The 26,733-nt window shown below is 71.5% G+C and carries 22 protein-coding genes and 2 pseudogenes; 11 read left to right on the forward strand and 13 right to left on the reverse strand.

Features of this window, described 5'->3' with window-relative positions:
* Positions 1–124: 124 nt before the first annotated feature.
* Positions 125–1,021, forward strand: a complete 897-nt coding sequence (locus ABZ297_RS30145; protein WP_355352823.1) for an aminoglycoside phosphotransferase family protein — start codon at positions 125–127, stop codon at positions 1,019–1,021.
* Here ABZ297_RS30145 and ABZ297_RS30150 read toward each other — a convergent pair.
* The 5 genes from ABZ297_RS30150 to ABZ297_RS30170 all read right to left on the reverse strand — a co-directional run bounded on the left by ABZ297_RS30150 (position 954) and on the right by ABZ297_RS30170 (position 6,691).
* Entirely contained in the window at positions 954–1,628 is a 675-nt protein-coding gene (locus ABZ297_RS30150) for a metalloregulator ArsR/SmtB family transcription factor (RefSeq protein WP_355352826.1), read from the reverse strand. The genes ABZ297_RS30145 and ABZ297_RS30150 overlap by 68 nt on opposite strands.
* Positions 1,625–2,143 (reverse strand): cupin domain-containing protein, encoded by a 519-nt coding sequence (locus tag ABZ297_RS30155; RefSeq protein ID WP_355352829.1) that lies wholly within the window; start codon positions 2,141–2,143, stop codon positions 1,625–1,627. The genes ABZ297_RS30150 and ABZ297_RS30155 overlap by 4 nt, the downstream gene beginning before the upstream one ends.
* 46 nt (positions 2,144–2,189) lie before the next feature.
* Positions 2,190–3,671, reverse strand: a complete 1,482-nt coding sequence (locus tag ABZ297_RS30160; RefSeq protein ID WP_355352832.1) for an ATP-binding protein — start codon at positions 3,669–3,671, stop codon at positions 2,190–2,192.
* A gap of 71 nt (positions 3,672–3,742) precedes the next feature.
* Positions 3,743–4,831 (reverse strand): Zn-dependent alcohol dehydrogenase, encoded by a 1,089-nt coding sequence (locus ABZ297_RS30165; RefSeq protein ID WP_355352835.1) that lies wholly within the window; start codon positions 4,829–4,831, stop codon positions 3,743–3,745.
* Between the two features lie 111 nt (positions 4,832–4,942).
* Positions 4,943–6,691, reverse strand: a complete 1,749-nt coding sequence (locus ABZ297_RS30170) for a protein kinase (protein WP_355352838.1) — start codon at positions 6,689–6,691, stop codon at positions 4,943–4,945.
* Between the two features lie 186 nt (positions 6,692–6,877).
* Here ABZ297_RS30170 and ABZ297_RS30175 point away from each other — a divergent pair, with 186 nt between their 5' ends.
* Genes ABZ297_RS30175 through ABZ297_RS30185 form a run of 3 tightly spaced genes read left to right on the forward strand, consistent with a single transcriptional unit; the run spans position 6,878 to position 11,519 of the window.
* Positions 6,878–8,158, forward strand: a complete 1,281-nt coding sequence (locus ABZ297_RS30175) for an ABC transporter substrate-binding protein (RefSeq protein ID WP_355352841.1) — start codon at positions 6,878–6,880, stop codon at positions 8,156–8,158.
* The gene (locus ABZ297_RS30180; RefSeq protein WP_355352844.1) at positions 8,155–10,779 is read left to right on the forward strand and encodes an ATP-binding cassette domain-containing protein; all 2,625 of its coding nucleotides are present in this window, start codon (positions 8,155–8,157) and stop codon (positions 10,777–10,779) included. Before ABZ297_RS30175 ends, ABZ297_RS30180 begins: the two co-directional genes overlap by 4 nt.
* The gene (locus ABZ297_RS30185) at positions 10,779–11,519 is read left to right on the forward strand and encodes an ABC transporter ATP-binding protein (protein WP_355352847.1); all 741 of its coding nucleotides are present in this window, start codon (positions 10,779–10,781) and stop codon (positions 11,517–11,519) included. The genes ABZ297_RS30180 and ABZ297_RS30185 overlap by 1 nt, the downstream gene beginning before the upstream one ends.
* Here ABZ297_RS30185 and ABZ297_RS30190 read toward each other — a convergent pair.
* The gene (locus ABZ297_RS30190) at positions 11,507–12,235 is read right to left on the reverse strand and encodes a dienelactone hydrolase family protein (protein ID WP_355352850.1); all 729 of its coding nucleotides are present in this window, start codon (positions 12,233–12,235) and stop codon (positions 11,507–11,509) included. The two genes, ABZ297_RS30185 and ABZ297_RS30190, sit on opposite strands and share 13 nt — an antisense overlap.
* A 193-nt stretch (positions 12,236–12,428) precedes the next feature.
* On the opposite strand from ABZ297_RS30190, the gene ABZ297_RS30195 reads away from it, so the two are divergent.
* From ABZ297_RS30195 to ABZ297_RS30225, 7 genes and pseudogenes are all read left to right on the forward strand, one after another.
* A complete protein-coding gene (locus ABZ297_RS30195) occupies positions 12,429–13,385 on the forward strand; it encodes an alpha/beta hydrolase (protein ID WP_355352853.1) in 957 nt (318 codons plus the stop codon).
* Between the two features lie 97 nt (positions 13,386–13,482).
* Complete coding sequence (locus tag ABZ297_RS30200; protein ID WP_355352856.1) at positions 13,483–14,583, forward strand: acyl-CoA dehydrogenase family protein; 1,101 nt, start codon at positions 13,483–13,485, stop codon at positions 14,581–14,583.
* Positions 14,580–15,590, forward strand: coding sequence for an acyl-CoA dehydrogenase family protein (locus ABZ297_RS30205; RefSeq protein ID WP_355352859.1), 1,011 nt, complete (start codon positions 14,580–14,582; stop codon positions 15,588–15,590). The genes ABZ297_RS30200 and ABZ297_RS30205 overlap by 4 nt, the downstream gene beginning before the upstream one ends.
* Positions 15,587–16,420: a TIGR03619 family F420-dependent LLM class oxidoreductase gene (locus ABZ297_RS30210; RefSeq protein ID WP_355352862.1), complete on the forward strand. Its 834-nt coding sequence runs from the start codon at positions 15,587–15,589 to the stop codon at positions 16,418–16,420. The genes ABZ297_RS30205 and ABZ297_RS30210 overlap by 4 nt, the downstream gene beginning before the upstream one ends.
* Positions 16,421–16,549: 129 nt before the next feature.
* Positions 16,550–17,437 (forward strand): hypothetical protein, encoded by an 888-nt coding sequence (locus ABZ297_RS30215; RefSeq protein ID WP_355352865.1) that lies wholly within the window; start codon positions 16,550–16,552, stop codon positions 17,435–17,437.
* 262 nt (positions 17,438–17,699) lie between these two features.
* Positions 17,700–17,816: pseudogene (locus ABZ297_RS30220) on the forward strand (alpha/beta hydrolase); the annotation flags it as partial.
* Between the two features lie 67 nt (positions 17,817–17,883).
* Complete coding sequence (locus ABZ297_RS30225; RefSeq protein ID WP_355352868.1) at positions 17,884–19,323, forward strand: hypothetical protein; 1,440 nt, start codon at positions 17,884–17,886, stop codon at positions 19,321–19,323.
* A gap of 129 nt (positions 19,324–19,452) precedes the next feature.
* Here ABZ297_RS30225 and ABZ297_RS30230 read toward each other — a convergent pair whose 3' ends face one another.
* The 7 genes and pseudogenes from ABZ297_RS30230 to ABZ297_RS30260 form a co-directional block, all read right to left on the reverse strand.
* Positions 19,453–19,791, reverse strand: coding sequence for a hypothetical protein (locus tag ABZ297_RS30230; RefSeq protein ID WP_355352871.1), 339 nt, complete (start codon positions 19,789–19,791; stop codon positions 19,453–19,455).
* 84 nt (positions 19,792–19,875) lie between these two features.
* Positions 19,876–20,730, reverse strand: a complete 855-nt coding sequence (locus tag ABZ297_RS30235) for a helix-turn-helix transcriptional regulator (RefSeq protein WP_355352874.1) — start codon at positions 20,728–20,730, stop codon at positions 19,876–19,878.
* A gap of 293 nt (positions 20,731–21,023) precedes the next feature.
* Positions 21,024–23,000 carry a CHAP domain-containing protein gene (locus ABZ297_RS30240; RefSeq protein ID WP_355352877.1) on the reverse strand — a complete coding sequence of 659 codons (1,977 nt, stop codon included), beginning with the start codon at positions 22,998–23,000 and terminating at the stop codon, positions 21,024–21,026.
* A gap of 351 nt (positions 23,001–23,351) precedes the next feature.
* Positions 23,352–24,107: an ankyrin repeat domain-containing protein gene (locus tag ABZ297_RS30245; RefSeq protein WP_355352879.1), complete on the reverse strand. Its 756-nt coding sequence runs from the start codon at positions 24,105–24,107 to the stop codon at positions 23,352–23,354.
* Between the two features lie 139 nt (positions 24,108–24,246).
* Entirely contained in the window at positions 24,247–25,518 is a 1,272-nt protein-coding gene (locus ABZ297_RS30250; RefSeq protein ID WP_355352882.1) for an aspartyl protease family protein, read from the reverse strand.
* 37 nt (positions 25,519–25,555) lie between these two features.
* The gene (locus tag ABZ297_RS30255) at positions 25,556–26,305 is read right to left on the reverse strand and encodes a glucose 1-dehydrogenase (RefSeq protein ID WP_355352885.1); all 750 of its coding nucleotides are present in this window, start codon (positions 26,303–26,305) and stop codon (positions 25,556–25,558) included.
* A pseudogene (locus ABZ297_RS30260) lies at positions 26,292–26,733 on the reverse strand (CoA-binding protein); the annotation flags it as partial. The pseudogene ABZ297_RS30260 and the gene ABZ297_RS30255, both read right to left, overlap by 14 nt.

Consider the following 26,733-nt stretch of genomic DNA (forward strand, 5'->3'; position numbering starts at 1 on the left):
GATGTTCTGGCGCGGGTCGGTGGTGCGGAAATCCCCGCCGCGGGCGGGGTTGGGCAAACCCCGGCCCGCGTGACGGAGATGTAGATCTTCACGCCGGTCGTCACAGCCACGCCAGAATGGCCGGGTGAACCGTGAAGCCGTGGCGTCCGTCGCCGTCTCAGCCGCCGTCTCGGCCACCGTCTCGGTCGCCGAAGAGCACGGAATCGGCGTGCGGGAGCCGGTGATCCTCAAGGACTCGTACAACCTGCGCGTCCACCTGCGTCCCGCGCCGGTCGTCGCGCGGGTGCCGACGGTCACCGCGCTCGGCCGCCCGCGCCCGGAGCAGGCGCTGGAGCGGGAGCTGGCGGTCGTGTCGTACCTGGCCGGGGCGGGGTTCCCCGTCGTCCCGGCCAGTGATCTGCTGCCTCCCGGGCCGCACGTGCGTGACGGGGTGACGGTCTCCTACTGGACGTACGTCGAGCACGAGCCCGACCCGGTGATGACGCCGGACGCGGCGGGCCGCGCGCTGGCCGAGCTGCATGAGGCGCTGCGCGGGTTCCCCGGCGAGCTGCCCCGCCTCGGGCCGGTGCTCGACGAGACCGCCCATCTGCTGCGCCTGCTCGCCGGGTCGCTCGAACCGTCCGAGCTGGGGCTGCTCCGCGACGAGCACGCGCGGCTCGCGTCGCGACTGGGCGAGGAGCCGGCGCAGGCGGTCCATGGTGACGCGCATCCGGGGAACCTGCTCGCGACGCCCGGCGGGCTGCTGTGGAACGACTTCGAGGAGGCCATGACCGCGCCCGCCGGCTGGGACCTGGTCTGCCTGCTGCGCACCGGCAGGCTCGACGGCCGGGAGGCGGTGCGCGCGTACGGGGCGGACCCGGACGACCCGCGCCTCCTGCTGTACGCGGCGGCGCGTGCCCTGCAGGGCACGTTGTGGCAGCTCGCCAAGGCGGTGCGATTCCCCGACTTCGCTCCTACGGCTCGCGGCGCCCTCGCGTCGTGGCGGCGCTCAGTGGCCGGCCCGAGCGGCGCCACCCGGTGAGCCCGCCCTCCAGGGGGCGAGCCCGCAGGCCGCGCTCCCGCAGGAGGCGGACCGCCTTGGGGGAGACCACGCAGTACGGGCCGCCGCAGTAGGCGACGATCTCGGCGTCCTCGGGCAGGTCGGCCAGGTGATGCCGCAGCTCCGACAGCGGCACCGAGACCGCCCCCGGGACGTGCCCCTCGGCGTAGGCGGCCGCCGACCGCACGTCGACGATCACGGTGTCGGGGTCGTCGAGGCGGGCGGCCAGCTCGTCCGCGGTCACGCCCGCTACGGAGTCCAGGTGCTCCGACACTGCGTCGCGCAGGTCGGCCAGCCGCTCGTGCGCGAACTCCTGGAACCGGCCGAGGAAACGCGACACCTGCTCGCCGGCCACCCGGTAGTACACCCTGGTGCCGTCCCTGCGGCTGGTGACCAGGTGCGCCGCGTGCAGCTGCTGCAGCTGGGCCGAGGTGTTCTTGAGCGCCACGCCCGCCTTCTCGGCCAGCTCCTCGACCGTGCGCTCCCGCTCGTCGAGGACGTCGAGCAGGCGCAGCCGCACCGGGTTCGACAGGGCCTTGCCGATGCGGGCGAGCTGCCGGTAGATCGGCTCTTCCGGGAATTCGGTCATAGCACCATGTACTGGTCGTGCCGGAGGTACAGCTCGGTCCACTCGTCCGGGGTGAGCTCGCGGCCCGTGTTCGCGATGTCGGCCAGCTCCTCGAAGTAGGCCTCCCTCGGCGCGCCGGGGGTGAACAGGATCAGCATGGAGGCGGGCTCGCCCGACTCGTTGCGGAAGGCGTGCACGCCGCCCTCCGGCACGAACAGGAAGTCGCCCGGCTTGCCGGTGACCCACTTGTCGCCGTTGTAGAGCTGGATCGCGCCGTCGAGGACGTAGAAGGACTCGGTGATCGTCCGGTGGAAGTGCGGGCTCGGGCCTGACGGACGCGGGCCCATCTCCCACCGGTACAGCCCGAACGCGCCGTTCGTGGAGCTTCCGGTGCCCAGATAGTGCACCTCGGTGCCCTTGTAGAGGCGCTCCTCGGTCCCCTTGGCCATCTTCAGGTCGGGTGGCGTGTCGCCGGGCCGGATCACCCCGCTGACCTCGCCGGACTCACCCAGATAACGCGCCTCGGGATACGACATGAAAGCCTCCTCTACTCTTCTAACGTTCTTTAGAATAGCAGGATAGCTAGCTGATTCCGTACAGAGCAGGCAGGTCGACGAGCAACACCTGCGGGTCCTCCTGCGCGACGGCCTTGAGCTCGTCGTCGAAACCGTTCCCGCTGTAGCAGGTCAGGACGGTGTCGCTGGTGTCGTACCCCTTCGCCTCCAGCAGGTCCTTCGCCTGGCGTAGCCGGTCGAGATGGCGCAGGCCCATGACCTTGCCCCATTTCGCCTCGCCCAGGGAGCGCACGGCCCGCGGTTCGTTGGCGAAAGCCGGAGACAGCACGGCGACGTCGACCTGGATCCTGCGCTCCTTCCTGCCGCGCCCTCCCGGCTCGGTGACCGTCCCCGCGGCCACTTCTCCCACGGCGCCGAAGAGCTCCTCGCCGTGCCTGGACGCGAACTCGCGGCAGAGCGTCTCGAAATGCGGGCCCATGATCGCGGATGAGAAGCGCTCGCGTGCGCGATCCCACACCTGCTCCGCGTGGCCCGTCGTGAGGGCGGCCCACTCGGGACGCATGATCGCCTGGTAGAAGGCGGTGATCGGCTCGGCGATCCGGTAACACGTGGAGGTGCTCTGGAAGGCGTCGCGCTCCTTGGTCACCAGCCCGCAGTCCTCCAGAACGTGCAGCGGGTGCGCGATGTCGGAGGACTTGTAGCCGATGTGCCCGGCGATACGGCCCCATGTGTGATTGCCTGTGGCGATCGCCGAGAGGACCGAGTGGTAGAGGGCGGGGTCGCGGATGTCGGCCTCCTCCGCGAGCAGGTATCTTCCTTCGCGGAAGAGCGGTCGCTCGCGGTTCAGCACGGTGCGGACCACCCAGGAGTCGAAGTCCTCGAGCGATCGCGGCACGTCGGAGGCCACGAACTCGTCCCGGTACGCCGGGGTGCCGCCCACGATGCTGTGAACCAGGGCCGCGAGGCGCGGATCGGCGATGCCCCAGAACTCCGCGGCCTCGCGGAAGGCCAGCGGCTGGACGACGAGTTCCAGCCGAGCCCTGCCCCGTAGCGGAGCCTGGCCGGAGAGCACCTTGCCCATCACTGACAGGGCCGAGCCGCAGATCAGCACCCTGGCGTTGCTTGTCCCGCGGTGGGTTCTGCCTCGTAGGTCGATCTCCTGCTTGAGGATGGACGGCAGGGCCGGGTTCGCCTTCATCAGGTAGGGGAATTCGTCGATCACCAACGGCGTCGGTCGCTCTCCTGGGAGCGAGAACATGAAGGTCAACGCGTCGCGCCAGTCGGCGAACGGCAGGCCGACGGGGGAGCCCGTGTGCCGCCCGAGCGCCATCCCGAAGAGTCGGAGGAGCTCGATGTCGGTGCCTTCGGTGGCTTCGAAGTAGAAGCCGCCCAGTTCTTCTGCCAAGGCTCGCAGCAGATACGTCTTGCCTTGACGGCGTCGACCGCTCACCACCCCGAAGGCCACCTCCGGCTGGGTGCCTGTGGCGAACTCGGTCAGGCTCGCCCACTCCTGCGTGCGATGGGAGATGTAGGCGGGTTTGACCACCATGTGCGACTCCGTGATCACTGAAGTACAGTTCACTTGACTGTACTTCAGTGAGTGCTTGTGGTGGTCGAGTCTCAGAAGACGATCACGGTTCGGGCGACGGCGCCCTGGCGGACGTGGGTCACCGCCTCGTTGATCTGGTCCAGCGGGAGGCGTTCCGTGATGAGGCCGTCGAGGTCCAGGCGGCCGCGCAGGTACTGGTCGGCGAGCATCGGGAGGTCGCGGTGCGGGGCCGCGTCGCCGCCCTGGGTGCCCATGAGCCGGCGGGAGGAGAACAGGAGGGCGCTGTCCAGTTCCACGGGGTGGCCCGCGGGCGGGCTGCCCACCATGACGGTCGTGCCCCCCGGCTGGGTCGACGCGAAGCACTGGGCGAGGACTCCGGGGGCGCCCGTCGCGTCGAAGGCGTACTCGACGCCGCCGTTGACCACGTCCGACACCTCTCGCGGCAGGTCGGCGGGGACGATCGTGTGGGTGGCGCCGAAGCGCTCCGCCAGCTTGAGCTTCTGCTCCGCCACGTCGGCGGCGATGATCGTCGTCGCGCCCGCCAGCACCGCGCCCTGGATGACGTTGAGCCCGACGCCGCCGCAGCCCGCCACCAGGACGCTGGAGCCGGGCGTGACCTTGGCGACGTTCAGGACGGCGCCGACTCCAGTGATCACGCCGCAGGCCAGGAGGCAGGCGGCGGCGAAGTCGGCGTGCCGGGCGAGCTTCACACACATGGGCTCGGTGACCACGGCGTACTCGGCGAAGGAGCCGATGCCGATGAACCTGCGGGTCTCCTCGCCGTCCAGGCGCACGCGGGGGCGTCCGCCCATGATGGCGGTCAGCCTGGCGGGGCCGGAGCAGAGGTGGAAGAGCCCGGCGCCGCACTTGCGGCACCTGCCGCAGGGGCCGCTCATCGAGATGATCACGTGGTCGCCCGGTTTGACGGAGGTCACCCCCTCGCCGACGCTCTCGACGATCCCGGCGCTCTCGTGTCCCAGGATGAAGGGGAGGGCCTTGACGACGGGGCTCTTGCCGTCGATGGCCTTCAGGTCGGAGCCGCACACGCCGGACGCCTTGATCTGGACCCGCACCTCGCCCGGCCCCGGTTCGTCGATCTCGACCTCGCGGACCCGCATCGGCTGGTTGAAGTCGGTGAGGACGGCTGCGCGCATCAGCATGCGCTCACGCTAGCCCGGCGGTCGCAATGCGAGCAAGCGGTTGCTCGGTAGCTTGGCGCCTTCGGCACGCTCGTCGCTCCGCCACGGGCCGGTTCCCGCTTCGGGAACCGGCTACGGCTTGGCGATCTTGCCGCCGGTCCGCCAGTCGCTGTAGGTGGTGGTGAACTCGGACTTGTAGATGCCGCTGTCGCCGGTGGGGACGTACCAGGTGAGGCGGAACGTCTCCGGTCGGCCGTCCGAGTCGATGGAGAGGCTGTAGGTCAGGTACGAACGAGGGGCGGTCGCCGTGACGTCCCCGCCCATCCAGGAGTTGAGGAGGTCTCGGAGGAGCCCGTTCGTCTCGCCGATGGCCAGGGTTCCCGAGTAGGCGTACCCCCTCCGCTTCATCCGCGTGGAGTTGGCCACCACCTCGCGGACGACCGACGGCCCGCCGGTGCCCGCGATCAGGAGGGCGGGCCACTTGGGGTCGGCCGGTCGCAGGCTCGACAGCTGCTCGTCGCCGGGGTAGAGGTCGGCGCCGTCGAGGACGACGTAGTGGGCCCTCGACTCGTCGCCGGCCACGACGCGCATGTCGAGGTCGTCATTGCGGGCGCTGTTCACCGCGCGGCCGGTCGCCCTCGCGGAGCTGTTGCTTTCGGTGAAGCCGCCCTCGTAGGAGAAGCTCGCCGCGGGGGTGGCGTCCAGCGCCAGGTCGAGGGCGGCGGCGAGTTCGGCGGTCGTCCGCGGCAGCTCGGGCCGCGCCGGGGTGGACGGCGGCTTCGAGGTGTGCGTGGGGGACTCGCTTGGAGGCTCCGGCGTCCTTGTGGCGGGGGTGGACTCCGGCGGGCGGGACGTCGTCCCGGTGGCGGCGAAGGTGGGGCGCGCGGACGGCTCGGCCGTCTCCGGGAGGAGCCGGAGGGCGGCGGCCGCTCCCACGCCCAGGACGACCGCGGCCGCGAGGTACGCCGCCGCGGCCCGGCGAACGCCGCCGCGACCGCGGCTCGGCCACGGGACGTCCTCGACGGGCAGCACCCACGTGCGATCGAGCCGCGCCGTCAGCTCGTCGACCCCGTCGATCCGCCACGCCTCGGACACGGCCGCCAGGACCTCCTGCGCCGAGGGCCTGGACGACGGCTCCTTGGCCAGCGCCCTGTCGACCAGATCGCGCAGGGGGCCGGGGACCGCCGAGGTGTCGACCGGGTCGTTGAGGACCCTGTGCGCGAGGACCTCGGGGCGGCCCGTGCCGTAGGGCGGCCTGCCCGTCGCCGCGTACGTGGCGAGCATCCCCCAGCCGTAGACGTCGGCGGCCGGTCCGGCCGTGATGTTGCGGTACTCCTCCGGGCTCACCCATCCGGGGGTCCCGATGAGCGTCCCCGACCGGGTCACGGACGTCCCGTCGAGTGCTCGCGCGATCCCGAAGTCCACGAGCTTGGGGCCGCTCGGCGAGAGGAGCACGTTGGAGGGCTTGATGTCGCGGTGGACGACGTCCACGGCGTGAATGGCGACCAGCGCCTCCGCCAGCCCCGCCGCGAGGCCGAACCACTGGTCTCCGTGAAGGGCGCCGTTCGCCTGGACGTGATCTTCCAGCGTCGGCCCCGGTACGTACTCGGCGGCCAGCCACGGTCGTGCCGCGTTCGCGTCGGAGGCGAGGATCCGCGCGGTGTACACGCCGCGCACCCGCCCGAGAACGGCGATCTCACGCGCGAATCTCGCCCGGAACTCCGGGTCCCCGGCGAAGGAGGCGTGGACGACTTTCACCGCGATCCGGACGCCGTCCGGGCCGAGCCCGGCGTACACCGTCCCCATGCCGCCCGCTCCCAGCTTGCCCACGATGCGGTACGGGCCGATCTGCCGGGGGTCGCTGTCGTCGATCGGGATCACTCGGAGTTTGTATCCCATTCCCGCCGCCGTGTGAACGGGGTCGGCCCCTGGAAGCCCGCTGCAGCCGGGGATCGGACGCGAACTCGGGACATTGACACCCTCGACCGGCGAACCTACTCTGACGCAAAACCAAGCGAGCGCTAGGCCAAAAAGCGGCGCCCGTCGTACGGCAGGTGGGGTGAGGCGATGTCGCGGCGAAACCTCGGGACGGTGCTGGCGGCGGGGAAGTCCCGAGGGAGACGGGCGGCGGTGGTGATGGCGGTGGTGGTCGCCGGGTGCGCGGCCCAGCAGCAGGGCGGCGCGACGGCGGGCGGCGCGGTCCCGGGCGTGACCGACACCGCCGTGCGGGTCGGCGGCGTGCTGACCAAGACCTCCGCCAGCGGCTACTCCACCAAGGACGCCGAGACGGGAGCCAGGGCCAGGTTCGAGCGGGCCAACGCAGAAGGCGGCGTCAACGGCCGGAAGATCGAGTTCGTCGGCGCCGAGGACGACGGCCAGGACGCCGCCAAGGGCGACGCCGCGGCCAAGAAGCTCGTCCAGAAGGACCAGGTGTTCGCGCTGGTCCCGGTGCACGCGCCGAACTTCGGCGGGGCCGCCTTCCTGGAGCGGCAGGGCGTGCCGTGGTTCGGCTGGGCGACGGGCCCGCAGTGGTGCGGCACGAAGACCGGGTTCGGCTACAACGGCTGCCTGGCCCCCAAGCAGGGGGCGGGCTCGCAGACCTGGTGGGGCAGGCAGATGGCGGACCTGCTCGGCGGCTCCCAGGGGAAGACGGTGTACGTCCAGACGACCGACTCCAGCGGCAGCAAGTACGGCGGGACGACGATCTCGCAGTCGTTCACCGCGGCCGGATTCACGCTGGTGGGCCTGAACTCCGGGCTGCCCGCCGCCGCGCCCCCGCCCGACTGGCTCCCGTACGTCAACAAGATCATGACCTCGGCCGGGGGCAAGGCCCCTGACGTGGTGGTCTCGGTGATCGCCGGCACCAAGTTCAACGTGGGCCTGTACTCCGCGCTCAAACGGGCCGGATACCAGGGCACGCTCACGGACGCCACCAGCTACGACGCGGCCATCCTCAAAGACCAGGTCGGCGCCCAGGCGATGGAGGGCGTGATCGCCGCGCCGATGTTCGAGCCGTTCGAGTCGACGGCTCCGGAGATCGCCCAGCTCAAGGCGGACGTCGAGAAGGTCGCCCCCGGCACGGTGCTGACCCAGCACCTGGCGATCGGCTACTGGTCGGCCGACATCTTCCTCGACATGCTGAAGAAGACCGGCAAAGAGCTGACCAGGGAGAAGTTTCTGGCCACCGGCAACGGTGACTACTCCTACGACAACGCCGGGTTCGGCAGGATCCGGTACCCCAAGGACCACAGCGAGCCGAACGGCTGCGGGGCCCTGGTCAAGCTGGAGGGCGGCGCCTTCCAGGTGGCCAAGAGCATGAAGTGCTTCGACAACGTGCCGCTGAAATGATCCTCGGCTACGTCCTCAGCGGGCTGGTCACCGGTGCGATCTTCGCTGTCATGGGCTCGGGCCTGACCCTGTCGTACGCGGCGACCGGTGTGTTCAACTTCGCCCACGGCGCCGTCGGCTTCCTGACCGCGCTGCTGTTCTACCAGCTCAACGTGGCCGCGGGGCTGCCCGCCTGGCTGTCGGCGCTGCTGGCTGTCGCGCTCTTCGCGCCCGCGCTCGGCTACGTCCTGCACCTGGCGATGTTCAGGGGGCTCACGCAGGCGGGCGAGACCGCGCAGATCGTCGCCACGATCGGCCTGACGATCGCGCTGCCCGCGCTCGGCCTGCTGGTGGTGGACCTGCTCGGGCTGCCGGCCGCGGACGCCACCGCGCTCCCGCGCGGGGTCGGCCCGCACCCGGCGCTCGGCTTCGACCTGATCGGCGCGCACCTGGACACCGACCAGCTGATCACTTTCTGCTTCGCGGCGGTGGTCGCCGCCGGTCTGTGGGCGTTCGTCCGGCACACCCCGTACGGCCTGCGCATGCGGGCCGCGGTGGATCGCCGCGGCCTGGCCAGGCTGCGCGGCGTCGACGTGGACGCCACCTCGGCCCTGGCCTGGATGCTCGGCTCGGGCCTGGCCGGGCTCGCCGGCGTGCTGGCCGTGCCGGTGCTGGGCCTGGACGCCACCGCGTACACCGTGCTGCTGTTCGCCTCGGCGACGGCGGCGGTGTTCGGGCGGCTGCGCTCGATCCCGTGGACGTTCGCCGCCGGGCTCGCCCTCGGCGTGGTGCAGAACCTGGTCGCCGGGTACACGGACTTCCTGCAGGAGATCACCGGGCTGCGCACCGCGGTTCCGGTGATCCTGCTGTTCGCCGGGCTGGTGCTGCTGAACCGGTCGCGCGACCGGGTGGCGGGCAGCGCGTCGGAGGACGCGCCGCCGCCCGACTACCTGTCGGGTCTGCCGCCGTGGCGCAGGCGGCTGCCGTGGGCGATCGGGCTGGCGGGGCTGGCCGCCTTCACGGTCGCCGCGCCCGCGTACTACGTCGGGATCGCCGCGCAGGGCCTGGTGCTCGCGTTGATCTTCTGCTCGTTCGTCGTGGTGACCGGGATCGGCGGAATGGTCAACCTGGCGCAGGCCGCGTTCGCCTCGATGGCCGCGCTCACCTGCGGCTGGGCGTTCGCGTCCGGGCTGCCGTTCTTCCTGGCGATCGTGCTCGGGGTGCTCGCCGCCGGGGCGGTGGGCATGCTGGTGGCGCTGCCCGCGCTGCGGCTGGGCGGGCGGGTGCTCACGCTGGCGACGCTGGCTCTGGCGCTGCTCGCCGACCAGGTGCTCTTCCAGGTGGACGCGTTCAGCAACGGCACGATCGGGTGGCCGCTGCCCGCGCTCGGCTTCGGTGTCGCGGACACGTCCGACCCTCGGGTGCGGGTGGTGCTGGTGCTGGCCCTCATCGGGCTTGTCGCCCTTCTGGTGAAAAATCTCGAAAAATCGGCGTCTGGACGGGCGATCCTGGCGGTCCGCTCCGCGCCCGCGGCCGCCACCACGTCCGGCCTCTCCGCGCCCCGCGCCAAGACCATGCTCTTCGCCCTGGCCTCCTGCATAGCCGGGCTCGGCGGCGTGCTGTTCGCCATCTCCAAGGGCTCGATCACCGCGACCGACCTGCCCGCCTTCTCCGGCTTCGTCTGGCTGGCGATCGTGGTGCTCCAGGGCGTGCGCAGGATCGGAGGCGCGGTGCTGGGCGGCCTGGTCGCGGTGGCCGTCCCCGAACTCCTGGCGACCTGGGACCTGTCCGCGCACGTCGGCGCCGTCCTGTTCGGCCTGGGTGGCATGATCCTCGCCAGGCACCCTGACGGCGTCCTCACCCAGCTGGCCGAGGCCCGCCACCGCCGCAGGTTCGCCCCTCAGCCCGAGAGCGTGCCCGAAGCGGGGCCCGCACCGCAGGCCGCGCCCCGCGAGGGGACGCCGCCGCTGTTCCGGCTGGAGGGCGTGGCGGCGGGCTACGCCGACTGCGCGGTCCTGCGCGGCGTCGAGCTGGACGTCCGTCCCGGCGAGGTGGTCGCGTTGCTCGGCGCGAACGGCGCGGGCAAGTCCACCGCCTGCGCCGTCGCCGCCGGGGACCTGCCCGTCACAGCGGGCCGGGTCCTGCTCGACGGCGTGGACGTCACCGCCTGGCCCGCCCACCGCAGGGCGCGGGCCGGGGTGCTGCTGGCCCCCGAAGGCAGGGGCGTCTTCCCCGGCCTGACCGTCGAGGAGAACCTGCGGACCTGGCTGGACGACCCCGCCCCCGCCTACGACCGGATGCCGCAGCTCGCCGCCCGCCGCACCGTGCTCGCGGGCGCGCTGTCCGGCGGCGAGCAGCAACTGCTCACGCTGGCCCCGGCGCTCGTCAGACCACCCAGGGTGCTGATCGCCGACGAGCCGTCGCTGGGCCTGGCGCCGCTCATGGTCCAGCAGGTCTTCGAGGTCTTCGCCGAGCTGCGCGAGCGCGGCGTGGCGCTGCTGCTGGTGGAGGAGAAGGCCACGGAGGCGCTGGCCCTCGCCGACCGCGTCGCGTTCATGCGGCTCGGCCGGGTGATCTGGACGGGCCCCCGCGACGAGGTCGACGGCGACCGCCTGACAGCCGCCTACCTGGGGGTGACGTGATGCTCGCGGTCCAGGGCGTGTCGGTGGCGTTCGGCGGGGTCAGAGCGCTGGACGAGGTGTCGTTCGAGGTGCCCGAAGGCCAGGTCTGCGGGGTGATCGGGCCGAACGGCGCAGGCAAGACGACCCTGTTCGACGTGCTGTCAGGGCTGCGCAGGCCGAGCACCGGGCGGGTGCGGGTGGCCGGCGAGGACCTGACGTCCGTGTCGCCGGTGCGGCGGGCCAGGGCCGGGCTGCGCCGAACCTTCCAGCGGACGCAGGTGTTCGGGCGGCTCAGCGTGGCCGACAACGTCCTGGCCGCGCTCGACTGGCACGGCGGTGGCGGCGGACTGCTCGCGGACCTCGCGGGATGGCCGGCCAGGCGCAGGCTGGAACGCGAGCGCCGGGAGCGGGCCGAGGAGGTGCTGCAGCTGTGCGGGCTCGCGGGCGTGCGCGACGCCTACGCCGCCGCGCTGCCCGTCGGCCAGCGACGGCTGGTCGAGCTGGCCCGCGCCCTCGCCGACCGTCCGGTCCTGCTGCTGCTCGACGAGCCCACCTCCGGCCTGGACGCCGACCAGACGGCCCGGCTGCGCCAGGTCGTCGCCGCACTGGACAGCACGGTCCTGCTGGTCGAGCACGACATGGGCTTCGTCATGGACACCTGCGACCGGCTCGTCGTCCTCGACCTCGGAAAGGTGATCGCGACCGGAACCCCCGCCGAGATCCGCGACGACCCGGTGGTGCGCGCCGCCTACCTCGGCTGAGAGTGACGCTCGGTGAACGACAGGATGCGCCGCCACGCGTCCTGGCACGCCTGCGCCCACTGGGAGGCGGAACGGTCGAAGAAGGAGTGCGGGGCGCCCTCGTAGACGTGCGTCTCGTGCTCGGTCCCCGCCCGGTCCAGCCTGGACGTGAACGCGTCGAACTCCTCCGGCGTGGATACCGTGTCGGCGCCGCCCAGCAGCATCAGCACCGGCGCGCCGGGCCTGTCGGGCAGGTCCTTGAGGAAGCGGAGGGCGCCGTAGAAGCCGATGCCGCCCGCCAGGCCGTTGCCCTCGGCGGCCTGCCGCCACGACTGGGCGCCGCCGAAGCAGAAGCCGACCGTGAAGACCGGGCCGGTCAGCGCCCTCGTCGCCGCCAGCGCGTCCACGCGGACCTGGTCGTTGGTCAGCCGGGACAGGTGCTTGCCGTAGTCGAAGGAGTCGCCGCGGTCGCCCAGCCCGGCCGTCCTGCCGAAGTAGTCGATGGCGATGGCCCGGAACCCGGCCTCGGCGAAGCGGACCGCCAGGTCGCGGTAGAACGGGTGCAGGCCGCGGACGTCCGGCAGGATCACCACGCTGCGGCCGTTCGGCGAGGCGGGCTCGGCCTGGTAGGCGAGGAGGCGGTTGCCGTCGGCCGCGGTCAGCTCGATCTGGCCGTGCGACGCGGCCTCGCCCTCGATCGGCGGGGCGGGTGGCCTGCTGTCAGTGGAGTGGCACATGCTTCAAAGCTTGCCCGGGGCGTCCTGGCTTGATCCAGGTACGGACAGGACCACCCTGGCAAAGACTCTCAAAGGCGTCCGACGTCAGGGCGGCTTGGTGGGGGCTTTGCCGGGCCGTCCTGAGGGGCGCTGATCCGGTGGCGGTTCGGAGCGTCGAGGAGTACGCCGGACCTGTCCTGGAAAAAGGCAGAGCATGGCGCTTCATCCCAACCTCGACCCGGAACTGAGCGCCGGGCTCGAACGGATGCCCCCGCTCACGTCCGCCCTGGAGCCTGGGGGCGTCGAAGCGCGCCGGACGCAGCTCAACGCGCTGTACGCGACGATGCCGCCCGTGCGCACCGACGTCTCCATTGAGGACCGCCAGGTAGCGGGCCCTCGGGGCGAGCCCGACGTCCGGGTCCGGATCTACCGCCCGCCCGGTGCGTCCGAGGGGGCGCCGGGGCTGTACTGGATCCACGGCGGCGGCATGGTCGTCGGCGCCCCCGAGTTCGACGACGCGCTCGTCGCCGGCTACGCCGAGCAACTCGGCACGGTGGTGGTCTCGGTCGACTACCGGCTCGCGCCCGAGCACCCCGACCCCGCCCCCGTCGAGGACTGCTACGCCGGGCTCGTCTGGACCGCCGGGAACGCCGCCGAGCTGGGCATCGACCTCGGCAGACTGGCCATCGGCGGCATGAGCGCCGGAGGCGGGCTCGCCGCCGGTACCGCGCTCCTCGCCCGCGACAGAGGCGGCCCCGCCCTCGCCTTCCAGCTGCTCGTCTGCCCGATGCTCGACGACCGCAACAGCACGCCGTCCAGCCACGAGTTCGCCGAGGCGGTGACGTGGAACAGGGCGGCCAACCTGTTCGGCTGGACCGCCCTGCTCGGCGACCGGATCGGCGGGGGCGACGTCTCGCCGTACGCGGCCCCCGCCAGGGCGGCCGACCTGTCGCGCCTGCCTCCCGCCTTCGTGGACGTGGGCGAGCTGGAAGTGTTCAGGGATGAGTGCGTCGACTACGCCCAGCGGCTGGTCCAGGCCGGCGTGTCCACCGAGTTCCACCTGTACCCGGGCGCGTTCCACGGCTTCGACGTCCTGATGCCTGACGCCGAGCTGAGCCGCCGGGCCGCAGCCGCCAGGATCGCCGCCCTCAAGCGAGCCTTCCGCCGCTGACACGACCACCCCACCCGCGCTGCGGACGGCCCCGCCGCCGGCGAGCCCATCTGGTGGCCGTCTGGTCAGGATACCAAGCGTGCGCTAGGTTGGTTTTGTGGATCTCGACTTCACCAGGGCCGAGCAGGACTTCCGCGCCGAGGTCCGCGACTGGCTGACCGCCCACAGCCCCGGCACGCTGCCGTCCATGGACACCCGCGCGGGGTTCGAGGCGCACCGCGCGTGGGAGGAACTGCTCGCCGGCGCACGGCTCTCCGCCGTCTCGTGGCCGCCCGAGTACGGCGGACGAGGCGCCTCGCTGACCGAGTGGCTGATCTTCGAGGAGGAGTACTGGGCCGCCGGAGCGCCGGGACGGGTCACCCAGAACGGCATCTTCCTCCTGGCTCCGACGCTGATGCGGTTCGGCACCGAGGAGCAGCGGCGGCGCTGGCTGCCCGGGATGGCCCAGGCCCGCGAGGTGTGGGCGCAGGCGTGGTCCGAGCCCGAGGCCGGTAGCGACCTGGCCGCGCTCACGTCCCGCGCCGAACGGGTGGACGGCGGGTGGCTGCTGCACGGCCAGAAGACCTGGAGCTCGCGGGCCGTCTACGCCTCCCACGGCTTCGGCCTGTTCAGGACGTCCGGCACCCGGCACAAGGGGCTGACGTACTTCCTGTTCCCCCTGGACGAGGTGGCCGTGCGACCGATCGCCCAGCTCGACGGGCTGCCCGGCTTCGCCGAGCTGTTCTTCGACGGCGTGTTCGTGCCGGACTCGATGGTGCTCGGCGAGGTCGGGGAGGGGTGGCGGGTCGCCATGGCCACCACCTCGTCGGAGCGCGGCCTCACCCTGCGCAGCCCCGGACGTTTCCTCGCCACCGCCGACCGGCTCGTCCGCCTGGCCAGGGACGCCGACCCCGTCCTCGCCGACAGGGCCGCGCGGTGCTGGATCGACGCCGAGGCGTACCGGCTGCACACCTTCGCCACCGCCCGCCGGATCGAGACCGGGGAGGAGATCGGCTCGGCGTCCAGCATGGGCAAGGTCTTCTGGTCCGAGCTGGACGTCCGCATGCACACCCTGGCCATGGACCTGCTCGGCGACCGCGCAGCCGAGACGCCCTGGTTCGACGGGTTCCTGTTCTCCCTCGCCGGGCCGATCTACGCGGGAACAAACGAGATCCAGCGGAACATCATCGCCGAACGCGTCCTGGGGCTGCCCCGATGAACTTCGCCTTCACCGATGACCAGCTCGCCCTCGCCTCCACCGTGCGGGATGTCCTGCGCGCCCACTGCCCGCCCTCGGCGCTCCGCACGGAGCGGCTGCCCGCCTGGGACCGGCTGGCCGAGGTGGGCTTCTTCGCGATGCTCGTCCCGTCCGAGAACGACGGGCTGGGGCTGCGGCTGATCGACGCGCTGCCGGCGCTGGAGGAGAGCGGGCGGGCCTGCCTCCCGGGGCCCGTCGTGGAGACCGCCGTGGCCGCGCCGTACCTGCTGGAGGGGGCGCCCAAGCTGGCGTCGGGGGCGGTCCGCGTCGCCGTGCTGCCTCCCGGGCAGACGTACACGCCGGACGCTGACCTGGCCGACCTGCTGGTGGTGGCCCGCGGGCACCGGCTGCACGTGCTGCCCAGGGAGGCGGTACGGCTCACCCCCCGCCCCGGCACCGACCCGTGCAGGAGGCTCTTCGAGGTGTCCTTCACCCATGCCATGGAAGCGGCCGTCGCGACCGCGGCGGCGGTTCCCGCGCTGCGCAGGGCCACCGTCGCGACCGCCGCCCAGCTCATCGGGGTCGCCCGCGAGCTGCTCGCCGTCTCCGTCGCCCACGCCCGCACCCGGACGCAGTTCGGCACGCCGATCGGCTCCTTCCAGGCCGTCAAGCACCAGCTCGCCAACGTGGCCGTGGCCATCGAGTTCGCCGCCCCGCTCGTCCACCGCGCCGCTCTCTCCGTGGACGCCGCCGACGACCTCCCCGAGGAAACCGCCCAAGCCGCAGGGGCGGTGGACGGCCGGGATCGGGACGTCAGCGCCGCCAAGGCCGCCGCGGGAGAGGCGGCCGTGCTCGCAGCCCGGACGGCGCTGCAGGTCCACGGGGCGATCGGCTACACCGAAGAGCTCGACCTGCGATTCTGGCTGGCCAGAGCCTGGTCCCTCTCCGACGCCTACGGAAGCACCGCCGCACACCGCGCCCGCCTGCGCGCCGCCGTCCTCGACGGCCCGCCGCGGCGGTATCCATGAGGTTCGGGGTGCCCCTCGGGCTGCTCCACCCGGCCGCGTGGAAGGACGTCGCGGTGGCGGCCGACGAGCTGGGGTTCGAGTCGGTCTGGGTGCCCGAGCACCTCGTCTTCGCCACCGACCTGTCGCTCGCCACCTACCCGGGCACGTCGAAACCGGGTATCAGGCCGACGACGCCGCTGTTCGACGCGCCCGCCTACCTGTGCTGGCTGGCCGCGCTCACCACCAGGGTCCGGCTCGGCACCGCGGTGCACCTGCTCGCCCTGCGCCACCCGTTCGTCTCGGCCCGCGCCTTCGCCACCCTCGACGTGGTGTCGTCCGGGCGGGCGGTGTGCGGGGTGGGCGCGGGCTGGTACCGCGGCGAGTGGGACGCGGCCGAGCTGGACTTCGACGGACGCGGAGCCCGGCTGGACGAGGCCATCGAGGTGGTCAGGCGGCTGTGGAGCGAGCCGGTGGTGGCCCATTCCGGGCGGTTCTACTCCTTCCCGGAGGTCGCCTTCGAGCCGAAGCCCGTCCAGCATCGCCTGCCGATCCTGGCGGGAGGCGAGTCGCCGGCGGCGCTGCGGCGGGCGGCCCGGCTGTGCGACGGCTGGATCAGCATGCCCCACACCCTGGAGTCGGTCGCGCCCCAGCTCGCCCGCCTGACGGCGCTGCGCGGCCCGCGTCCGCTGCAGGTGACCGTGCACGCGTACGCGCTGGCGTCGCCGGACGAGGTGCCGCACTGGGAGGCGCTCGGGGTGGACCGCCTGATCGTCCGCCCGTGGGCCCGGGGCCGCGACGCCGTCGCCGGTCTGACGTCCTTCGCCGCTGACTACGGCATCACCACGCGGTGACCGGCCCGCCGGTGAGGTACAAGGAGGGCGGGACCGACTCCCCACGGTGGCCGATTCCCTGAGCGGCCGAATCCCTGAGCGGCCGATTCGTACAAGACGCCTGGTCACGCGTCCCAGCAGGATGGACGCGTGAACATCGACCTTTCCACGGCGGCCGACTTCATGGCCACGCACGCGCGTGTCCTGGACCGTCGCCGTTTCGAGTTGCTGATGGACCGGACCGATCCTGCGGCGGCGCTGGCCGCCCTGGACGGCTACCGCAACCCCGACGGCGGCTACGGCTGGGGCCTGGAGCCCGACCTCCGCTCGCCGGAGAGCCAGCCCGGGGCCGCGCTGCACGCGTTCGAGGTGTTCGAGGACATCGCCCCGGCCACCGCCCCGCAGGCCGCCGCGCTGTGCGACTGGCTGGAGTCGGTGACGCTGCCCGACGGGGGTGTGCCGTTCGCACTGCCCCTGACCGTCGCCGCGGGCACCGCACCCTGGTGGCAGGGCGCCGACCCGACGGTGTCGGCGCTGCAGATCACCTCGGTCACCGCGGCCGCCGCCCACCGGGTCGCGGCCCACGATCCGGCCGTCGCCGCCCATCCCTGGCTGGAGCGGGCCACCCGCTACTGCCTGGACGTGATCGAGACGATCGACCGGGCGCCCCAGGCGTACGTGCTGGCCTTCGCGGTGCGTTTCCTGGACGCCGTGCACGACACCCACCCGGAGGCGGCCGGCCTCCTCCGCCGTCTCGGTGAGTACGTCCCCGCCGACGGCCGGATACCCGTTGAGGGCGGCACCGAGGACGAGACGCTGCACCCGCTCGACTTCGCCCCCCACCCCGGCCGCCCGGCGCGGGACCTGTTCACCCCGGAGGTGATCTCCGCCGACCTCGACCGCCTGGCCGCCCTCCAGCAGGCGGACGGCGGCTGGATCGTCGACTACGCCACGATCTCGCCCGCCGGCTCCCTGGACTGGCGCGGCCACACCACCGTCGGCGCCATCGACACCCTGCGCCGGAACGGCCGGGTCTGACCGTTCAGACGGGCTCAGGCCCGCCGCTTCGGCCCTGCCTCTGGTCGAACAGCGCGCCTCCGCCGGCGGGCCGGGCGGACCCGGGAGCGGCCTGCAGGTAGGTGAGCACCGCCATCACCCGCCGTGGCACGCCGGATGGGAGCAGTGTTCCTGATCCCCGGCGGGCCGGGCGGGCCGGGCCTCGACGACCTGAAGCAGCACGCAGGGAGTTCCGCGCAGCTCCGGAACCGGTTCGACGTGATCGTCGGGGGTCCGTTACGACGGGAACGGTCACGCGCTCTACCTCAGCGGCAACGCGTGCGTCATCGCCCACGTCAACCGCTACCTGACCACCCTGAGGCTCCCGCCGTCCGGCACCGTCTGCCACCCCGCCGGGTGAACCTGCCGGGCGCCTGTCGGTGGTGTTCGCTACGATCCGGCGAAGTCGACGATCTTGGGGTGTCGCGGTGTATGTGATCTACCGGTCGTGGGACGAGGGGCCGCTGGGCAAGAGCGTGCGGCACCTGCCCGAGCCCACCGTGCTCGACTGGGTCCGTCGAGCCTGGGACGAGGCGCCGTCCGGTGCGGGCGCCTACGACTGGCTCGCCCAGGAGGTCGGGGCCAACGTCTACGGGCTCGGGAATCTCTTCGAGGGCGGCGGGCCGGCACCGCGAAGCATGGCGGAGCTGCGCACGCTGGCCAGGAGGCGGCTATCCGACACCGTGCAGTGCAACGTCGACGAGCACAGCGTCCGGGTGCTCGCCAACGGTCTGGACCACGAGGTGGCCTACTACCTCGTGGACGACGCCGCGGTGGCGGCCGAGCCCGGCCGCTGGTCCTTTGCCTTACACGACGGGCCGCTGCCCGATGCCCCCGATCGGCTGGCGGGTGGCCCCGCGTTCGTCCCGCCGGTGGCGCCGACGACGTCGACGCCTCGTTCGCTTCCTGGTGAGGGGGCGACGTACGCGGTCATCCTCGCCTGCATGGCCCGCCACGAAAGCGTCGGCTGGGCTCGGCCGTGGGCCTTCCCCGGCGTGCGGCTTCCGCGGCTGGGGGCGGCGCTGAGCGAGATCGACGCCACGGCCGAGGGCTGGCCGCTGGAGTTGCTGGTGCTGCGCGCGCTGGTCGCGCCCGGAGAGAGCGGGATCGCCGCCGCTCTGGAGCGCTGCGGCGGTTGGCCCAGGTACGTCTATCCGCCGGCAGAGGTCCTCGACCATCTTCGATCGCACGCCGCCGCGCTGAACCTGGTCGATTCCGTCCGGTCCGCACAGTCGCGTGGCCGTGAGGGCACGAGCATCCGGGTGGGCGAGCACGTGGCGCAGATGTCGATCATCGCCGGATACAGCAGCTGCGCGCAGTGGTTCTTCTTCGATGACGTCTGGGCCGCGGCGCATCGCGACCTGGCCGCCTCGCTGATCTGGTACGGCTACCACTGGGACCCGCTCTGCGCGAGCCCGCACTTCTTCCTCACGCCGTGCTCCGACAACCGCGTCCTCTACCTGGCTGTGGCCGGTGAGGGCGGGCGGGTGGAGGTGCGGGTGGCCGAGCCCGAGGACGAACCTCGGGTGCGGGACTTTCGCGACACCCGAGTCCGCACGCGACCGGCAGGCAGCGAGGGGGCCGGTGACGTCGTCGGCAGGGTGGAGATCCGGCTGCATGATCGCGAACCTGACGGGTTCACGTTCGGCGCCTTCCAGATCAGTCAGGCGCGGGGCGGGCAGGACGTCGCCGCCGCGCTGGCTCGCCGCATCCGCGAGGATCTGCGTGACGCGGGCATCACCCATGCCACCGGGTGGCTGCCCGGCGCCTACACGGACGGCAAGGTCCACCCGCACGGCAATGCCTTCCTGCGTGTGCTCGGCCCGCTCAAGCTCACCGCAGACGGTACGACCCTGCTGATCCGGTGACCCCCAGGGCTCCTTCCACGACCCCTGGCGCCTCTGTACCGGTGGGGCAGACTCCCCGCATCCTCTGGCCGGGTTCCCGCGGGTCGTAGGGCGGCCACTCGACGGTGACCGTGCCGGACGTCGCGTTCGTCAGTCTTCGGGCCGGGTGTGCCGGAGGGGGTTCGGGTGTTTCGTCGGGCCGTCGATCCGGCCGAGGTTGCGCGACCATCGCGGAGAGTTCTTGTACACGATGTCGAACGCGACGACTTCGCCCCAACCTCCGTTGGCGAGGATCTCGATCAGCCAGGTCCAGGCGAACATGATGTCGATTGTCAAGATCGACTTTGTGGCCGTGGTGGGCGACTGCTCATCCAGGTGAGCTTCGACCAGGTAGACGTTGGCTGCGTCCTTCGGGACCTTGGCCGTCAAGCCGTTGATCACGACGTTGACTTTCCGCGTCTCCGGGCGCTGGGGGGTTAAAGCGTCCATGTCTGGACGCTATGAACGATCGTTCCCGGGGGTCCACGATGTTGCTCGATGTTCCTCGCGGACCCCGAGAAACATGCCGGACCGTCACTCCTGCCCGATCCACTTCCGCCGTGCCGACGCGAACAGCTCCTGCGCCTCGGCCCCGTAGACGGCCGACTCGGACAGCGTCTGGAACGCCTTCTCGTACAGCACGACGTCCCCGGGCGCCTTGACGCGGACCTGTCCGGGAACCGTGTCCACCCGGACCTGTTCCGTGTCGTAGATCCAGAAGTTCTCCGGCGGCCAGATCCCCGTCTCGGCCCGCCAGACGACCACGCCCAGGCTGACGTTCGCCCGGCGGGACACCTCGGTGAGCTTGTCCATCTGGCCGGCCATGTCGCCGGGCGCGCAGAACGGCGTGTGGAGCGCCTGCTCCCCGATCAGGAACGCGAACCGGCGCGTCCCGGTCGTGATCACCTCTTGCTGTTTCATGCGCGCTTGGACCGCCCTGTCGACGTCGTCCGGGATGCTCCTGAAGTTGACGATCAGGGACAGGTGGCCGCGTGCGTACGCTTCGGTCTGGATCAGTCCGGGGATCGCGCTGTGCTGGAAGATCCGGAACTGGTTGGTCCGCTCGTACAGGGGGAGGAACGACCGCTGCACGTGGCCGATGCCGGTCTCTTCGAGGCGCCGCCATTCGGTGTAGAAGGTGTTGATGTTCCGGACGTTGGCGATGAGATCGACGATGTGGGATTCCGCGTCGCAGATCCGGCACCATTCGCGAACGTCGACTTCCGTGGGGAGTTGCTTGTTGTTCTCCAGTTTGGAGACCTTGGAGAAATGCCATCCTGCCTGTTGTGCCAGGTCGCGGCCGGTGAGTCCGGCCATGTTGCGGATCTCTCTGAGTCGGGCTGCGAGAATGCCCTGCGCTTCGTCGAAGCGCTGCTGGAGGGTGGCCATGTTGGGTGACCTTCGTGTTTGTCGTACGGTCAGCTCTTTGGCAACCATAACGCCGTAGTTGCGCTTTGTCCCTTTATGTTGCGCAGTTCTAATGCGGACTTAAGGGCGATTCTGATGACTTTTCGGTCTCTTATGTGAAATGTCGGGCATAAGCTTTCTAGTGAGCCGCCGCACGAGAGCGACCGACCTCGACGAGGCCGACCGGACGTGCTGTGTCCGGGGGCGTTCGGGCGTGCTGCGCCTGCCCGCGTTCGGATCGCCTGTTTCCGGTCGCGGGCGTCGGTCGGCAGCTGTCAGGCGCGGTGGCGGCCTCGGCGAGGGCCCGGCGTTCGTGGCCGCGGACGGGTGGGGGCGGGCGGCTGTGCGATGTCACCTCTGTCGAGCGCCGCGCCCGCGCCCACCAGTGTGCCGTTGCGGTCGCCGGAGATGTCGCCGCAGGTGTCGGCGGTCGCGTAGGTGCGTCGGCCGAAGATGTCGGCGACGCCGATGGGATCGTCCCCGCCGGGGCGCGTCAGACGCGGTTCCCGTCGAGGCGGCGGCTGGAGGGACGCTGCCGGGGTGGGGGAGGTGAGCAGCGGGGTGTCCGAGGTGAGGGTGCGGTCACGGCGGCTTCGCGGGGTGGTGTCCTGCGGGGCCCCGGGTGGGGCGGCCTGACCGCGATGACGGCGGCCGCGGAGCGGGGTGTCGTGGGTGAACGCGTCCGGGTGGTTCGTGTCGGCGGACGCCGGGCGATGGCGGCGGCCGCGCAGGGGCGCCTCCGGGTGTCCGTGCGGTGGTTCGGCGCGGCCGTACGGCGTGTCCTGGCAGTCCGGCCGGTTGTAGGGCGTGTCGGGGCGTCCGTGCAGCGTTTCCGAGCGGCTGTAGGGCCTGTCCTGGTGGCCGATGGACGTCTCCGAGCGGCTGTAGGGCGTCTCCGGGTGGGCGTTCGGCGTCTCCGCGCGGCCGCGCAGGAGGGAGCGGGACGTCGCGTCGGCCGGGTGGTCCCGGCGCTGGCGCCTGCCGTGGTACGCGCCGGTGGAGGGCTCGACGCGGATCTCCCGGCGCGGCTGCGGGACCTGTTCGTGACGGGGGGACGGTCTCGCGGGCCGGGCGAAGGCGTCGAACGGGCTCGTCGCCTCCGGGATGGCGATCGCCTCCACGGCGGCCAGGAGTTGCCCGACGTCGGGGACGGCGTTCCCTGCCAGGAGTCGCCTGATGTCGGGGGCGGCGGGCGCGGGTGTGAGCCGCTCGGCGGCGGGGCTGGTGATCGCGGCCGTCCGGGAGGTCGCGGCGTGGGCAGGGGCGGCGCGAGACTTGCGGCGACGGCGGATGGCCGGCTTCGGGGCGGGGGAGGCCGCCGCTGCCGCCGGGCGGAGGCGGAGCTGCCTGCTCTTCGCCACCGCCAGGACGGCGAGCGCCGCCACCAGGGCCGAGCCGATCAGAGCCGGAGAGCCGAGGGACGCTGCCGGGGCCGGGGCGGAGGCGGTGGTCACCTGGGGGAGAGGCTCGGCGGTTATCGCCTGGGTGTCCGCGGTCGCCGGCTTGGCGTGTTTGCCCTTCTTGGCGGGCGTCGCCTTCGTGGCGGTGGCCCCGGTGGTGGGGGCGACGCTGGTGGGGGCGACGGTGGGGGAGGAGCCGGTCGTCGCCGGCTTGGTGGTGGTAGGCGCGGGTGCCTGCTGCGCGGTGTTCGAGTGCTTGGGCCGGACGGCGAGGGGAGCGGCCTGTTCGACGTGCGGGATCAGGGAGCTGAGGCTGTCCTGGGTGCCGTCGCCGGTGCTCGCCTTGGCGGACGTGGCCGCCGCCTCGTCCAGCCGCTTCTGGGCGGCCTCCTCGTCGAGGCGGGCCTTGATCCGCTCAGGGTAGCCGTAGCCGACGACCTTGCTGGTGTCGCGCACCTTGCGCTTGGCGACGCCGCCGTCGATGTTGCCCTCGATTGTGAAGATCTTGTTGCCCTGGACCTTGGTCACGACGCCGATGTGGTCGATCTTGTCGATGTCGTTGGAGCCGCTCCAGTCGTAGAAGACGAGGGCGCCGGGCTTGGGGGTGTGACCCCAGGCGCCCTGGGCCTTGAACCACTTGGCGTGGCTGACCGTCCAGGCGAACTGGCCGATCCAGTCCTCGTAGCCGAGCTTGTACGCGGCCCACGAGAGGTACATGTCACACCAAGGGGCTGAGCTGTAGTCGGCGTCGAACTCGACGTTGCTGCCGTACCAGTGGCCGAACTTGGTGTACGCACCGGCCTTCTCGGAGTAGCCGAGCTGGCTCTCGAGGAGGTCGATGAACTTCTGCATCTCTGGCGTCATGGACGTGTTGAGGAACCCTTCCGGGCAAGATCGGATTTATCCACGCATGTTGGGGCACCGAGGGCACTCTGTGGCAGGTGTGACAACTCCGAAGGCCTGTGGTCTTCCGTGACGAACGGCGGCTACCGTGACAAAAGGGCAGGTCAACCCAGCGTCAAGTAAGCCCCCCGTATGTCCGCGTAGTGCAAAGGCCTGGCCAAGAGCTTGCCAGAAATGTCCATACTAGGATGCTTAACGGTAAAAAGATCTATCGGTGTCGTGGTTCAGAGCCGAGTCCACGTTGGGTGAGGCGCGTCCTACGGTCCGTGGGCCTGTGCGTCGCGTCATGCCGTGAGAACGCTATGGACGGGCTTCCAGAAGACGGACGATCTCGGCGTGGCCGGTGCCGAGATGACGCTCCGAGCGGAGGTCGCCGTCGCTGTCGCGCACCTCGGCCACGATCCGTACGTCGCCTCCCTCGGACCTCTCGCGGCGGACGGTGACCTGCGCCCCCTGGGGGGCGTACTCGGCGGCCTGCGCGAGCAGCTCGGCTTCGATGTCGCGGCCCGCATACTCCCGGGCGAGGTCGACGGGGCGCCGGCCATGGTCGTCGGCCGCCGCGGGGTCCGCTCCATGCTCGAGCAGTGTCCTGACCACGGCCGTGGCGCCGTGCTCGGCGGCGCGCGACAGGGCGGTGCGGCCGAAGGAGTCACGGGCGTCGGGGTCGGCGCCTCGGTCGAGCAGCGCTTTCACGACGGCCAGGCGCTCGCACGCGGCCGCCCAGTGCAGAGCGGCCATGGCGGTCCTCGTGACGTCCTCTCGCCGGTCGGGGTCGGCGCCGGCGTCGAGCAGGGCGAGCGCCACCTCGAGGTGCCCCCACGACGCGGCGGCGCACAGGGGCAGCCCCTCGCTGTCTCCCCCGCTCTCCCTGTCGGGATCGGCGCCGGCCGCCAGCACCATGCGCACGATGCCCGCGTCCCCATGCACGCCGGCCCGGTAGAGGGCGGTGCTGCCGTACTTGTCGGGCTCGTCCGGGGACACGCCGCAGTCCAGCAGTCGCCTGACTGCCGCGGCGTCCCCGAGCGCGGCCGCGGACACGAGCTCACTTCCCGTCATACGGCCCAGTTTGTACGGCAGAGGGCCGCATGGCCCACCGGTCTTCGCCGAGCAGCCCGGTCACCTGCGACGAGAGATCACCTGAACAGGCTGTTCCGGCCTGACGGGGCAGGTCGGAACAGGGCCCGAAGGTGGCGCGCTACCTGCCCGCGATATAGAAGTTCATGCCGGCGTAGTCGAAGGTGATGGCGTGGGGCTTGAAGAACTCGTGGGTGAAGTTGGCGATCGTCTCAAACCCGAAGAGCTCCATCCACGGCCATCCGCCGGCGACGCCGGGAATGTTCCGGCCGACCGCCCTGCCGAGGCTGATCCTGGCCGGAGTGATCGGGTAGAACGATATTCCGCCGTTCTCGTTCGGGTGCTCGTAGTCGATCTCGATACCCGCTCGTTCCGCGTTCTCCTCGGTCGTCATGACGCCCATCCCCATGCCTCCCGTGTCGAGGGAGGCCACCCTTGGCCCGTAGCCGTTGAGGCTGCCCAGCGTGCAGGGGATGTGGTCGCCCGCCAGCCACAACGGCAGGCGGTCGGCTCCGGTGCGCCCGGCCTCCGCCTGGAGATCCCGCAGCTGCGCACCCGTCTTCCGCCGCAGGACGAGCGCCTGGTTCGCGTAGTCCATCGTGGCGATGAAGTGATAGAGCAGTGTGGTCCCGATGACGCCCGACGGCCGAGAGCCGTCCGGCAGGTTCGGCATTCTCAGGTCGTACCAGACGACGGGAACATTGCGCAGCACGACGTCACCGAGCTGGAACGACTCCATGACGCCGTGGTACGTCGTGAGGGTCTGCCCGGCGGGATGGCTCGTGCTGGTCGACACCGCGCGAAGTCCGGCCTGCTCCGCCGTCTCCCTGGAGAAGGCGAGCGTCGCCCCGGTGTCGATGAGAAAGCTCTTCGGGGCCGACCCGTTCACCGCGGCTTCGACGCAGGGCAGCGGATCGACGCACACGAAGGGAACGCGCGTCCGCTGCGCACCCCGCATCTCGTACGGCGTGCCGGTCACGCTGGCGTACTGGGTGGCGAAGGCCGCGTCGCTCGCGTCGCCGGTGCCCTGGAGCAGCGGCACCGCGCGGTCGAGTCTGTCCTGCCGGACGTAGCACTCCGCCAGCTGCCGCTTTGCGAAGTTGTCGCCGGGGGCCAAGCGGACGGCCCTGGTCAGGAACTTCTCGGCGTCTTCGAACGCGTTGGACAGCAGCGCGATGCGTCCGCGCCCTGCCACGGCGTGCGCGTTTCCGGGATCCCGCTGCAGGAGGCGTGCGTAGCCTCGATCGGCCTCCTTGAACCTGCCGGATTTGAAGAGCTCGTCGGGGTTGATGGTCGAGGTCGAGGTAGTCGTGCCCGTCCAGGTGGCGCCCAGGTGCGGAAGTGTCGCGCCGACGGCCAGCCCTGCCTGCCGCATGAATGTGCGTCGATTCATGGGAGGCAGGAAACACGTCGAGGTGCTAAATCCGCGTTCAGTAGCCGGCGCCGGTCAGCAGGCCGCCGTCCACGGTGAACTCGCTGCCCGTGCAGTAGCTGGAACGGTCGGAGGCGAGGAAGGCCACCACGTGCGAGACCTCCACCGGCTTGGCGAAGCGCTTGATGACCATGGATTTGACGAACGCCTCGGCGTCCACCTCGGCCATCATCTCCGGGTTCAGCGCCATCGGGGTGTTGATCGCGCCGGGGTGCACGGAGTTGACCCGGATCTTGGACGACGCCAGCTCGCGGGCCGCCGACTTGGTGATGCCACGGATGGCGAACTTCGAGGCGGCGTACGCGGACAGGCCCTCGGCCCCGATGAAGCCCTCGATGGAGGAGATGTTGACGATCGAGCCGCGACCGGCCGCCCGCATGGGGGCGATCGCGGCCTTGATGCCGAGCCAGGCGCCTTTCAGGTTCACGTTGATCACCTGGTCGAACTCGTTGGGAGACATCTCCTCGATGCGCCGAAATTTCAGGATTCCGGCGTTGTTGACCAGGACGTCGAGCTTGCCGTGCGTTTCGGTGGCCGTCCTGACGGCGCGGTCCCAGTCGTCCTGGCTGGTCACGTCGTGGTGGACGTACGTCGCCCCCGTCTCGTCAGCCAGCGCCTTGCCCTCCTCGTCCAGGACGTCACCGAACACCACCCTGGCGCCCTCCTGGAGGAACAGTCGCACGTGCGCCTCGCCCATCCCCCGGGCCCCGCCCGTGACCAGCGCGACCTTGCCGTCAAGCAGCCCCATCGATGCCTCCGTGGTATCGCTGACCTGCGGCGACCGCCACCGCGGCCGCCTCCATGCTCCGGTAGACCGGGACACCCGATGCCGAGACGATCGCCCGGACCTCGTCCTCGACGCCCGGCGGCGCGCACTCGCCGTTCCTGGTGACCAGCGTGATCCTGGTGCCCGGCAGTCCGTTCTGCGCCGCGGCCAGCCGCCGCGCGTACTCCAGCAGCGCTTCCGCGGACGTCCCGTAGGTGAAGAAGCTCTGCACGTTGACGTGCGCCACCACGTCCGGGTACGCCCGGTGCCTGACGATCGCCGAGATCGCCCGCTCCACCAGGTCGGCCCGCCCCCGCGGCCCCACGGGCACCTCCAGGGGGTTGGCCAGCGAGCTGCCCGCGCCCAGCCCGAGGCCGCGCAGCGCGTCGAGCGCCTCGCCGGGCAGCGGG

The sequence above is a fragment of the Nonomuraea sp. NPDC005983 genome (genome assembly GCF_040614375.1).
Classification (GTDB): domain Bacteria; phylum Actinomycetota; class Actinomycetes; order Streptosporangiales; family Streptosporangiaceae; genus Nonomuraea.